This window comes from Actinoplanes sp. NPDC049802, assembly GCF_040656595.1.
Lineage (GTDB): Bacteria > Actinomycetota > Actinomycetes > Mycobacteriales > Micromonosporaceae > Actinoplanes.
Genome location: NZ_JBFAMR010000007.1, coordinates 1 through 12,011, shown reverse-complemented (window position 1 = coordinate 12,011; position 12,011 = coordinate 1). Strand labels below are relative to the sequence as shown.

Below are 12,011 nucleotides of genomic sequence, written 5' to 3'. Positions count from 1 at the left end.
CATCAGTCCCAGTTGAGTCCGCCACGCCGCCACACATACGCGTAGGCGATGAAGACGGTGAGGATGAACAGGACCATCTCCACGAAACCGAACAGACCGAGCGCGTCGAAGGACACGGCCCACGGATACAGGAAGATGGTCTCGATGTCGAAGATGATGAAGAGCATCGCGGTCAGGTAGAACTTCACCGGAAACCGCCCGCCACCGATCGGTTGAGGCGCAGGCTCGATCCCACACTCGTAGGCGTCGAGCTTGGCCCGGTTGAAGCGCTTGGGCCCGACGATCGGCGCGATGGACACCGAGAACAACGCGAAGAGGGCGCCGAGGATCAGCAGCCCGACGATCGGGACGTAAGGGTTGATCGTCATGTCTACTCCCGTACGACTGTTAGCCGCTTCACACTAGTTACTTAGGTTGTGCTGTCCTTTGGTCGGGGGTGCCCCAGTTCGTGCTGACCGTGGTCAGACAGAGGGCGCCACCTTGGTCAGTCCGTTGATGATGCGGTCCATGGCGTCGCCACCCCGTGGATCGGTGAGGTTGGCCAGGAGCTTGAGGACGAACTTCATCAGCAGCGGCTGCGGCATGCCGTACTTGGTGGCCAGCCGCATGATCTGCGGGTTGCCGATCAGCTTCACGAAGATCCCACCGATCCGGTAGTACCCACCGAACCGGAGACTCAACTCGGCGGGGTACGCGTGCAGCGCACGCTCGCGCTCCGGCCCGGCCGGCCGGGCCAGGGCCTGCACAGCCACCTCGGCCGCCATCTCACCGGACTCCATTGCGTACGCGATACCCTCGCCGTTCATCGGGTTGACCATGCCGCCGGAGTCACCGACCAGCATCACCCCACGTGTGTAGTGCGGCACCCGGTTGAAGCCCATCGGCAACGCGGCACCCAGTGTCGGGCCGTCCGCGTTGGCCTCCTCGCGCAGTCCCCATTCCTCCGGCGTGCTGCCCAGCCAGTCGGTGAGCAGACTGCGGTAGTTCGTCTTGCCGAACGCGTCCGAGGAGTTCAGGATGCCGAGACCGACGTTCACCCGGCCGTCGCCCAGCCCGAAGATCCAGCCGTAGCCGGGCAGGAGGCGCCCCGGATTCTGCGCACTGCGCAGCTCGAGCCAGGACTCCAAGTAGTCGTCGTCCGCTTTGACAGCCGACCGATAGTATCGCCGGACCGCGACGCCGAGAGGCCGATCGTCCCGCTTTGCCAGCCCGAGCGACAGGGGGAACTTGCCCGATACGCCGTCTGCGGCGATCACCAGGGGGGCACGGAAGGAGACCGGCTCACGCCCCGGGCCGGCCTTCGCCTCGACGCCGATCACGTAGCCGTCGCCGTCGGTCACCGCACCCGTCACGTTGATCCCGGTACGCAGCTCGGCACCGGCCTCGACCGCACGCCGGGCCAGCATGTCGTCGAAATCCATCCGGGTACGGACGAGCCCGTAGTTGGGGAAGCTGGCGAGATCGGGCCAGTCCAGTTCGAGCCGGACCCCGCCGCCGATCACCCGAAGGCCCCGGTTGTGGAGCCAACCGGCCTTCTCCGAGGTGTCGATGCCCATCCGGATCAACTGGCGCACGGCACGCGGCGTGAGGCCGTCGCCGCACACCTTCTCACGGGGGAACTCGGTCTTCTCCAGCAGCAGGACGCGGACACCGTGCCGGGCCAGGTGGTACGCCGCCGCGGAACCGCCTGGACCTGCCCCGACCACGATCACGTCCGCCTCGTCTGCGACGGGTCCACTCGCTACGTGGTCGCTCACGGTCTACCCTCCGTATCACCGGGGACGCTCGTGAATTAGTTCACAAGCATGCCTCGATCGGAGTCTAGGCCGACAATCGAAGATCTTTGCGCTTAGGCTGCCCTAATTGTTTGACGGGGACTATCGTCCCTGCTCAGGGACCGGAAGGACCCGCTCCGCCACACCGAGAGCCGGGCCGTCCAGGTGGTCGCGGATGGTTCCGCCCATCGCCCGGTCGAGCGCCACGATGAGCCCCTCCACGAGGTCCTGGGCAAGATCGGGATCCTCCGCCGCGACCCGGCGGAGTCGGCTGGCCAGTTCGGTGGCGCGGCGCTCACCCGCCTCACCCTCGTCGATCGCGAGGTCGATGTCGGTGTCGTCGAGTTGTCCGATATCAGTCATGATTCGAACTAAGCAGGACATTTACTGGCCTGCGGCCAAAATGGTGCATTTACACCCGAGTGGCGCGGTGCAGGGCCACGATGCCGCCGCTCAGATTGCGCCAGCCGACCCGGTCCCACGGCCCCGACTCGATGATCCGGTCTGCCAGACCCCGCTGATCCGGCCAGGCCCGGATGGACTCGGCAAGATAAACGTACGCCTCCGGGTTGCTCGACACGCCCCGTGCCACGACCGGCAGCGACCGCATCAGGTACTGCATGTAGACCGTCCGGAAGGCCCCGTTCACCGGGTGACTGAACTCGCACACCACGAGCCGCCCACCCGGCCGGGTCACCCGGGCGAACTCACGCAGCGCGGCGCCGGTGTCCACCACGTTGCGCAGCGCGAAGGAGATCGTCACCGCGTCGAACACACCGTCCGCGAACGGCAGCCGCAGCGCGTCACCCGCCAGCAGCGGCACCTCGGCCCGCACCCGGCGACCGGCCCGGAGCATGCCCACCGACAGGTCGGCGCCGACCGCGAACGCGCCGGACCGGCTCAGCTCCTCGGTGGAGACCCCGGTGCCGGCGCCCACGTCCAGCACCCGCTCCCCCGGCCGCAGCCCCAGAGCGGCACGGGTGGCCCGGCGCCAGCTCCGATCCTGCCCGAAGGAGAGCACCGTGTTGGTGAGGTCATAGCGCTCCGCCACGCCGTCGAACATCTCGGCGACCTCGTGCGGCTGCTTGTCCAGATCTGCGCGCGTCACAAGCAGTAACTCTGCCCCATCCGGCCGCCCCGCCCATCACCCATCAGGCGGAAGAGACTGCCTTCACACGGAAAACAGCGCGGGCGGGATGGTTGACCATCCCGCCCGCGCCTTGTGCGTTATATATACGACCGTCGTCGGTCGGGTCCGAATGCTCGTCACCGACGCGATCGCGACTGGCGACGTATGAGTGTTCCGTTGCCTTACATGGGCAACGTAACCAGCGGGAACGAGCCGGTACAGGCAACCGGCGGGCTCGTTACGAAGGAGCAACCCAGCCTCACCGGTCCGACGATCCGAACCTGGCCGAACGGACGATCACCACCCCCCGAAGGGGCCAGTCTCAGCTCGCCTCGACCAGCGGGAGCTGCTTGCGGGCCCCTCCACCGGGCAGAGCGATCGAGGAGAAATGCGAGACCACGCGGTCGTCGGTGGGGTCGTCGGCGGCCGTCCGGTGCACGGCGAGATGCCTGTACCAGGTGTCACGCCACGCCGGGATCCGGTCCGCGGTGCGGATCATCGAGATCAGCTCCTGCAGGTTCGACCGGTGTTTCGCGCCGGCCGAGGAGATCACGTTCTCCTCCAGCATGATCGAGCCCAGGTCGTCGACGCCCATGTGCAGCGAGAGCTGGCCGATGTCCTTGCCGGTGGTGAGCCAGGACGCCTGGAGATGGGCCACGTTGTCGAAGAACAGCCGGGAGACCGCGATGAAGCGCAGGTACTCCATGGTGGTGGCCTGGGTGCGGCCCTTGAGGTGGTTGTTCTCCGGCTGGTACGTCCACGGGATGAACGCCCGGAAGCCGCCGACCCCATGCGACTGCTCGACGGGGACGTCACGGTAACCGTTCGCCACGGCCAGGTCCTGCACGTCACGGATCATCCGGATGTGCTCGATGCGCTCGGCGTTCGTCTCACCCGTACCCATCATCATGGTGGCGGTGGACGAGAGGCCGTGCCGATGCGCGACGGCCATCACCTCGAGCCATCGCGCGCCGCTCTCCTTGAGCGGCGCGATGGCCTTGCGCGGCCGCTCCGGGAGCATCTCGGCGCCGGCGCCGGCGATCGAGTCGAGACCGGCGGCCTTGATCCGGATCACCGCCTCCTCGATGGAGACGCCGTCGACCTTGGCCATGTGCAGGATCTCGCTCGGGCCGATCGAGTGGATGGCGAGCTGTGGAAACGCCTGCTTGACCGAGGAGAAGAGCTTCTCGTAGTACTCCACCCCGAACTCGGGGTGGTGGCCACCCTGGAGCATCACCTGGGTGGCGCCCAGCTCGACCGCCTCACCCGCGCGGCGCAGGATCTCCTCGATCGGGTGCGCCCAGCCCTCCCGGTGCTTCGGGGCACGGAAGAACGCGCAGAACTTGCACGCCGTGACGCACACGTTGGTGTAGTTGATGTTCCGGTCGATCAGGTACGTGACGATGCCGTCCGGATAGCGCCGGCGCCGAACCGCGTCGGCCGCCTCGCCCAGCGCGTGGAACGGGGCCTCCGTGTAGAGCAGCAACGCCTCCTCGGGCGTGATCCGCCCGCCGTCGGCTCCGCGCTGCAGGATGCTGTCGATCTCCGGATTCGCGGTCACGTCAGGAAGCGTACGTCCACCGGGCGTCAGCCGTCAGCGGCGAGGGTCACCGCGGGGCCGTCCGTCCCGATCAGCGCGGCCAGGCCGTCCAGCACCCGGGCCAGGCCGAACTCGTACGCCTGGACGGGGTCGTAGGCGGCGCCCATCGCGGCGCCGGCTGCGGCGCCCACCCTCGTCGCGGTGGGGAAACGGTGATGGTCGAAGACCACCTCGAAGATCGGTCCGCGTTCCTGCCACCAGGCGAAGTCGGTGGTGCCGGACCGCGCCTCGGCGGCCCGCACGTCCGCCTCCGAACGGGCCGCCGCCTGCACGAATCCGATCAGGAAGGTGAGCGCCGCGTCCCGGGCCACGTCGTCCAGCCCGCAGCCGTCGAAGGCGCGCAGCTCGTGCTCGTACTTCGCCATCAGGCCGGGGCCCAGCGGAGGGCGGCTGGCGGGAAGGGTCGCCGCCCACGGATGGTCGGTGTAGAGGCGGCGGTTCTCCGCGGCGATCGCGGCCAGCCGCTCCCGCCACGGGCGGTCCGGGTGCGCGGGCCGGGGCATCTCCAGGTAAAGGCGGTCCAGCATCAGATCGAGCAGGGCGTTCTTGTCCGGGACGTACGTGTAGAGGGTCATCGGCACCACGCTCAGCTCGTGGGCGACGCGGCGCATCGACACCGCCTCCAGGCCGTCGGCGTCGGCCACCGCGATCCCGGTCTCGACCACTCGCGCGACGGTCAGGCCCGGGCGGCGGCCACGGCGCTTGCCCTCCGGCTCCGCGTCCGGGAACCAGAGCAGGTCGATGGTGCGGCGCGCTTCGGCCACGGGTGGCACTCCTTTCTTGTACGGCGTATTGTGTACAGCGTACCGGTAACCGCTCCGGGAGGTCCCGTTTCATGGCAGGCACCGTGCAGATCATCTCGTCCGCCATCTCGCTCACCGTCGACGATGTCCCGGCTTCCAGCAAGTTTCTCGCGGACCACTTCGGCTACACCGAACGGATGGCGGCGGACGGCTTCGCCTCGCTGGGCCGCGACGACGCCGGGGTCGACCTGGTCTTCCTGCGCCGCGGCATCGAGGTGCTGCCACCTGAGCTGCGTCACGTGCACACCGCGGGCACGATCGTCGCCTTCGTGGTCGAGGATCTGGAGGCCGAGCAGGCCCGGTTGCGCGCCGAGGGTGTGGAGCCCACTCTGCCCATTCGTGAGGAAGCGTGGGGTGAGCGCCTCCTCCTGGTGACCGACCCCAACGGTGTCGTCTACGAGTTGGTGGAGTGGGCAGACCGATAGGTTCTGTCTCGCGGATCGTTCAGGGGGTGGGTGTGCTCGTCGTTCACGGCGGCTGGGTGGCCGGGGCCGGGCGCCCGGGCCGATTGATCATCTGGGCCGAGGATCCGGCTCTTCCGCCGTCGTCGGCGTCCCGGGCGAGGATCCGTCCGCACCCGTTCGCAGCGCCGGCCGAGGCGCTCCGGCAGGTGGTGCCGGGAGCCGAGAGCGGGTCGCTGACGCTCACCCTGCCCGGGACCGGGCGCGGCCCGCTGCCGTCACCCGAGACCGGGGTCGAGCCGGCCACCCGCGGGATCAAACTGGGCACCTGGACGGTGCCGGCGCTGTCGGTGCCCGGCGACGAGGCCATGGCGGTCCTCGGTGAGCTCGCCGACCCCGACCCGGAGGGCCCGTGGCTCGCCGGGCCGTCACTGCGCTACCTCACCCTGCTCGCCGGCTACGCGTGCGACCTGGCCCGGCGTGGGCGGATGCTGCCGCAACTGACGGTCGAGGCGCGGATGCCGACCGCACGCTGGCGGCCGGTGCTGACCGGAGGCGACACCGCCACCTTCCGGGACTTCGCGGCCGGCATGCCGCCCGTGGTCCGGGCCGCGGGAGACGGGCAGGCCGTCGGGCGTGTCTTGCGGGACGCTCTGGAGTCGCTGCTGGACTCGGCGGCCCGGGCCACCCTGCCGGAGCGGCTCATGGTCGGCCAGCGGCCGGGCCTGAAATCCGCCCTGCCGGACCGCTGGCTCGCCGCCCTGACCGGCGCCGATCCGGCCCTGCCCGGGGCGGCCGACGCCGACGTGCGTGACCTGCGCCGCGCTCTGGACGACTGGATGCGCGCGGCCAACGACGCCCACGGCCCGATCCGGGTCAGCTTCCGCCTGTTCGAGCCCGCACCGGAAGCGCCGCCCGGCGAGGACGGTTGGTCGCTGGAGTTCGCCCTGCAATCGGCCGAGGACCCCGGTCTCTATCTGCCCGCCGCGGACCTGTGGGAAGGCGCGCGTTTCCCCGGGCTGCCGCGCCGGCCCGACGAGACCCTGCTCGCCGGTCTGGGCCGGGCGGTCCGGCTCTTCCCGTTGCTGCACGTCGCCCTGCTCGAGCAGCGGCCGGCCGCCATGCCCCTCACCACCGGCGAGGCGTATGACTTCTTGCGCCAGGCCGCGCCCCTGCTCCAGGCCGCCGGGTTCGGTGTGCAACTGCCGTCGTGGGCCGGGCGGAAGGCGGTCGGGCTCAAACTCACCACCCGCAGCAAGTCCAAGGCCGGGACGTCGCGAGCCGTGGCGGACTCCGGCTTCGGGCTGTCCGAGCTGGTCGATTTCCGGCTGGACCTGGTCATCGGCGACGGGGTGGTGACCGCCGAGGAACTGGCCGAGCTGGCCCGGCTCAAGGTGCCGCTGGTCCGGGTCCGCGGCCAGTGGGTGGAGCTGGACGCCCGGCAGCTGAAGGCGGCGCTCAAGGCGGTCGGGGAGCGACGGGAGGGGCAGCTCACCGCAGGTGAGCTACTGCAACAGGTGGTCGACGGCGGCGAGGAGGATCTGCCGCTGGTGGAGGTCGACGCCGACGGCGACCTCGGCGATCTGCTGTCCGGTCAGGCGGCCGAGCGGCTCAGTCCGTTGCCGACGCCGGCCGGGTTCCAGGGGGCGCTGCGGCCGTACCAGGAACGGGGTCTGTCCTGGTTGCACTTCCTCAGCCGACTCGGCCTCGGCGGGATCCTGGCCGACGACATGGGCCTCGGCAAAACCGCGCAGACCCTGTCCCTGCTGCTCACCGACGAGGGCTCGCGGAGCCTGCTGATCTGCCCGATGTCGCTGGTCAGCAACTGGCACAAGGAGGCCGGGCGGTTCGCGCCGGGCCTACGGGTCTACGTGCATCACGGCGCCACCCGGATGCGCGGGCCGGAGTTCGACGAGGCGGTCGCCGGTGCCGACCTCGTCATCACGACCTACGGCACCGCGCTACGCGACCTCGAGACGTTGCGCGGTGTGACGTGGAGCCGGGTGGTCTGCGACGAGGCGCAGGCGATCAAGAACAGCGGGACCCGGCAGTCGCAAGCGGTCCGCGCCATCCCGGCCCGCACCCGGCTGGCACTCACCGGCACGCCGGTGGAGAACCACCTGGCCGAGCTGTGGTCGATCATGGACTTCTGCAATCCGGGGCTGCTCGGGCCGGCGAAACGGTTTCGCCGCCGGTTCCAGGAGCCGATCGAGAGCCGGCAGGACGAGGACGCCACCGCCGCCCTGAAACGGGCTACCGGCCCCTTCGTGCTGCGACGGCTCAAAACCGACAAGAGCATCATCTCGGATCTCCCGGAGAAGAACGAGATGAAGGTGTGGTGCTCGCTCACACCCGAGCAGGCCACCCTCTACCAGGCGGTCGTCGAGGACATGATGGCCGAGATCGAGAGCACCGAGGGCATCCAGCGGCGGGGCAACGTCCTGGCCGCCATGATGAAACTCAAGCAGGTCTGCAATCACCCCGCCCACCTGCTCAAGGACGGCTCCCGGCTGCCCGGCCGCTCCGGCAAGCTGGCCCGGCTCGAGGAGCTTGCCGACGAGATCGTGGAGGACAGCGACAAGGCCTTGGTCTTCACTCAGTACGCGGAGTGGGGGACGCTGCTCCAGCCGTATCTGGCAGCCCACACCGACCGGCCGGTCCTGTGGCTGCACGGCGGGCTGAGCAAGGCCCGGCGCGACGAGCTGGTCGAGCGGTTCCAGACCTCCGACGAGCCGATGCTGTTCCTGCTCTCGCTCAAGGCGGCCGGCACCGGGCTCAACCTGACGGCCGCCAACCACGTCGTGCACTTCGACCGCTGGTGGAACCCGGCGGTCGAGGACCAGGCCACCGACCGGGCGTTCCGGATCGGACAGTCACGCGACGTGCAGGTCCGCAAGTTCATCTGCACAGGCACTCTGGAGGAGAAGATCGACGCGATGATCGAGCGGAAGAAGGCGCTGGCCTCCTCGGTCGTCGGCACCGGCGAGGAGTGGATCACCGACCTCAGCACCGACCAGCTGCGGGAGCTGTTCTCGCTCGACCCGGCGGCGGTGCGCTGACATGCCGTTCGACAGGTCCGGTCAGTTCTACGAGGCGGCCCGCCCGATCGAGGTGGACGGCGGCCTCAGCGTGCGGTCGAAACGCGGCAAGATCGGCGAGCAGTGGTGGTCACGGAAGTTCGTCGACGTGCTGGAGGGTGTCTGCGATCCGGGTCGGCTGGCGCGTGGAAGGGCGTATGCGCGCAAGGGCCAGGTGATGGACTTCGCGCTGAAGCCGGGACGGGTGCTCGCCCGGGTGCAGGGTTCCCGGCCGAAACCGTATGAGGTGACGGTCCGTATCACCGCGTTCGACGACGCACGGTGGGCCGACGTGATCGACGCGCTCGCGGCGCGGGCGCTGTATCGTGCCGCGCTCCTGGCCGGCGAGATGCCGCACGAGATCGTCGACCTCTTCACCGAGCTGGGGCTGCCGCTGTTCCCGGAGCAACTCGACATCGCCTGCTCCTGCCCGGACTGGGGCGTTCCCTGCAAACACGGCTCGGCGGTGCTGTATGTGCTGGCCGAGGCCTTCGACGACGACCCGTTCCTGGTGCTCGGCTGGCGGGGCCGGGGCCGCGATGAACTGCTCGACGCGTTGCGCGGCACTCCCGAGCCGGAGGAGACGGTCGACCCGCTGGCAGTCGACGAGGAGCCGCTGGACGGCCGGCTCGCCGACTTCTACTCCCCCGGGATCAGCCTGGGCCGGTTGCGGGAGCGGCCACCCCGGGGCGGCCTGCCACCGGAGCTGCTGCTGCGGGCGCTCGATCCGCCCGCGATCCGGGTCCGGCATGTGCCGTTGGTCGACGTGCTCCGGCCGGTTTACCGCGACCTCGGCGCGGCAGAGGAGTAGCCGAGCAGGCTTGTGCGCCCGTCGGACTCCGGTCCGGCACTCACGGCCGGGGCCGCGCCCATCGTGAACCGATCGTGGGCGAGTCCACGATGGACGCGGCGGCTTGTCACGCTACCCGGCTTCGCCCGGTTTCGCCTCCCCGGAGGGTGACCCCAAGCTAGATAGCTGTCACAAACTGTGTCAATAGAAAACTACCGATATCGGAGCGCTCCGTCATGAGTGAGATGACCTACCGCCGGCTGGGTGACTCGGGCCTGGTTGTTTCAGCGGTCGGGATCGGCTGCAACAACTTCGGCCGCAAGCTGGACGCCGACGGCACCCGCGAGGTGGTCGACGCCGCGATCGACGCGGGGGTCACGCTGTTCGACACCGCCGACACCTACGGCACCCCGCACGGGATGTCGGAGACCTACCTGGGCGCGGCACTCAAAGGCCACCGGGACGAGGTCGTGCTGGCCACCAAGTTCGGCATGGACATGGAAGGCCTCAACGGACGGGACTTCGGGGCGCGCGGGTCGCGACGGTACATCGTTCGGGCCGTTGAGGCATCGCTGCGACGGCTGGAGACCGACTACATCGACCTCTACCAGATGCACAGGCCGGACCCGGCCACCCCGATCGACGAGACCCTGGCCGCCCTCGACGACCTGGTCCACGCCGGCAAGGTCCGCTACCTGGGCAACTCGAATTTCACCGGCTGGCAGATCGCCGATGCGGACTGGACCGCCCGTACCAGCGGCCTCACCCGTTTCATCAGCGCGCAGAACCGGTACAGCCTGCTGAGCCGCGACGTCGAGTCCGAGGTGGTGCCGGCCTGTGAGCAGTTCGGGCTCGGACTGCTGCCCTTCTTCCCGATCGAGTCGGGCCTGCTGAGCGGCAAGTATCGGCGGGGCCTGCCGGCGGCCGCGGGGACCCGGATGACGCAGGAGCGCTACCAGCCGTGGCTCGCCGGCGCGGACTGGGACACCATCGAGGCGCTGACCGCCTTCGGTGCCGAACGCGGGCGCGGCCTCCTCGAAGTGGCGATCGCCGGGCTGCTCGCCCGACCAGCGGTGACCAGCGTGATCGCCGGCGCCACCACGCCCGAGCAGGTGCTGGCCAACGTCGCGGCCGGCTCCTGGGAGCTCACCGCCGCCGACGTGGCCGCCCTCGACGCCCTCCTGGACGCCTGAACGACACCCCCACACGCGACCCCCACACGCGGAAAGCCTTCCGCGCGGAGAACGGCCCCACGAACCCCGCACGGAGAACGGCCCCACGAACCCCGCGCGGAGAACGGCACCACGAAGCCCACGCGGGGGGAACACCACGTGAAACCCCACACGGAGGCGCCGGAGTGCCCTGTCCGCAGGGTACCGGCCGGTGATCCACTCCAGCCGGTTGTGAGTGCTGCCTCAACGTGCGTGAGGCAGCCCTGACCCTGCTGGCCAAATCGCCCGCCCCGCCCACCCGACTGCACGCCCGCCGGGCAGACGGGGCGCACAGCGCACCGACGGTGCGCCCCGAGCACCGCTGTGACACTCGTGAGCGACCACGCAGGGCTTTGCGTGCGTGCCGACTCGCTCGGCCCCGGCTGCCCACCGGGCGGGCGCCCCCAGCGCACCGACGGCACGCCCTGCCGCCCTGCCGCCCTGCCGCCCTGCCGCCCTGCCACCCTGCCACCCTGCCACCCTGCCACCCTGCCACCCTGCCACCCTGGCGTCCGGTGGGCGGAGGGCCGGCGTGCAGAGCGATGTGTGCTCGGAGAACACGACACCCGTAGTGGGTGTGACGACACCCGTTGCGGGTGTCCTTTGACAGCGAAGTATGTCCGTGCCAGGAAAGTCTGCCCGACCGCTGGTTTGTGCCAGTCGACTCTGTCTCAAGATCGTGGCCGAGGGGTTGGTGGGGTGGTGGTCTCCGCGCAGACAGGGCAGGCGCCGGCTTGTTGATAGCTGGTGTCTGCTTGCGGCTGGGTGTCCGTGACCGGTTCGTGTGTGCGCATAGGCTGATTGCGTGGTTGTGGATGAGGGAGCTGGCTCGTCCGAGGTCACTTTGGGCGGCGGACGCCTGACCGCTGGAGTCGTAAGGATCGGCGAGACGGTAAGGCGATCGAGCTCGTCAGCGTCACCTTTCACCGCGACGCTGCTGTCGCATCTGAATCGTGCCGGTTTTGATGGTGTCCCGCGGTATCTGGGTCGCGACGAGCTTGGTCGCGACGTCCTTACCTTCTTGCCTGGGGACGTTCCTGCCAAGTGGCGCGCCTTCGCAGATGTGCAGGTCGCGACCGCTGGCGTTTTGTTGAGTCGCTTTCACGATGCGAGCCGGCCTCTGGCCGAGCTGGGCCTGCCCCGTTTTGACGGACATCCAAGATCAGGGGACCTGAGGTCTCCGGGAGGATGTCCAGCATCATGGAGAGCGTGGGAAAGAAGCGAT

General features: G+C 69.4%; 11 protein-coding genes. 4 read left to right on the top strand and 7 right to left on the bottom strand.

Going from position 1 to position 12,011, the window contains the following annotated elements; translation table 11 throughout:
* Positions 1 to 2: 2 nt before the first annotated feature.
* From AB0I88_RS06980 to AB0I88_RS06955, 6 genes are all read right to left on the bottom strand, one after another.
* Complete coding sequence (locus AB0I88_RS06980; protein WP_092557921.1) at positions 3 to 362, bottom strand: NADH-quinone oxidoreductase subunit A; 360 nt, start codon at positions 360 to 362, stop codon at positions 3 to 5.
* A gap of 99 nt (positions 363 to 461) precedes the next feature.
* A complete protein-coding gene (locus AB0I88_RS06975) occupies positions 462 to 1,757 on the bottom strand; it encodes a geranylgeranyl reductase family protein (protein WP_361019478.1) in 1,296 nt (431 codons plus the stop codon).
* Positions 1,758 to 1,877: 120 nt separating this feature from the next.
* Positions 1,878 to 2,138, bottom strand: a complete 261-nt coding sequence (locus AB0I88_RS06970) for a hypothetical protein (protein ID WP_361019475.1) — start codon at positions 2,136 to 2,138, stop codon at positions 1,878 to 1,880.
* A 49-nt stretch (positions 2,139 to 2,187) separates the two neighbouring features.
* Positions 2,188 to 2,883 (bottom strand): demethylmenaquinone methyltransferase, encoded by a 696-nt coding sequence (locus AB0I88_RS06965; RefSeq protein WP_361019472.1) that lies wholly within the window; start codon positions 2,881 to 2,883, stop codon positions 2,188 to 2,190.
* A 343-nt stretch (positions 2,884 to 3,226) separates the two neighbouring features.
* Positions 3,227 to 4,465, bottom strand: coding sequence for a cyclic dehypoxanthinyl futalosine synthase (mqnC, locus tag AB0I88_RS06960; protein WP_361019469.1), 1,239 nt, complete (start codon positions 4,463 to 4,465; stop codon positions 3,227 to 3,229).
* A gap of 26 nt (positions 4,466 to 4,491) precedes the next feature.
* On the bottom strand, positions 4,492 to 5,268 hold the full coding sequence (locus AB0I88_RS06955; protein WP_361019466.1) for a TetR/AcrR family transcriptional regulator: 777 nt from the start codon (positions 5,266 to 5,268) through the stop codon (positions 4,492 to 4,494).
* A gap of 83 nt (positions 5,269 to 5,351) precedes the next feature.
* On the opposite strand from AB0I88_RS06955, the gene AB0I88_RS06950 reads away from it, so the two are divergent.
* The 4 genes from AB0I88_RS06950 (at position 5,352) to AB0I88_RS06935 (ending at position 10,768) form a co-directional block, all read left to right on the top strand.
* Positions 5,352 to 5,732 (top strand): VOC family protein, encoded by a 381-nt coding sequence (locus AB0I88_RS06950; RefSeq protein ID WP_361019924.1) that lies wholly within the window; start codon positions 5,352 to 5,354, stop codon positions 5,730 to 5,732.
* 32 nt (positions 5,733 to 5,764) lie between these two features.
* Positions 5,765 to 8,767 carry a DEAD/DEAH box helicase gene (locus AB0I88_RS06945; RefSeq protein ID WP_361019922.1) on the top strand — a complete coding sequence of 1,001 codons (3,003 nt, stop codon included), beginning with the start codon at positions 5,765 to 5,767 and terminating at the stop codon, positions 8,765 to 8,767.
* 1 nt (position 8,768) lies between these two features.
* The gene (locus tag AB0I88_RS06940) at positions 8,769 to 9,596 is read left to right on the top strand and encodes an SWIM zinc finger family protein (RefSeq protein WP_361019464.1); all 828 of its coding nucleotides are present in this window, start codon (positions 8,769 to 8,771) and stop codon (positions 9,594 to 9,596) included.
* 224 nt (positions 9,597 to 9,820) lie between these two features.
* Complete coding sequence (locus tag AB0I88_RS06935) at positions 9,821 to 10,768, top strand: aldo/keto reductase (protein ID WP_361019919.1); 948 nt, start codon at positions 9,821 to 9,823, stop codon at positions 10,766 to 10,768.
* A 934-nt stretch (positions 10,769 to 11,702) separates the two neighbouring features.
* Here AB0I88_RS06935 and AB0I88_RS06930 read toward each other — a convergent pair.
* A complete protein-coding gene (locus AB0I88_RS06930; RefSeq protein WP_361019461.1) occupies positions 11,703 to 11,942 on the bottom strand; it encodes a hypothetical protein in 240 nt (79 codons plus the stop codon).
* Between the last annotated feature and the right edge of the window lie 69 nt (positions 11,943 to 12,011).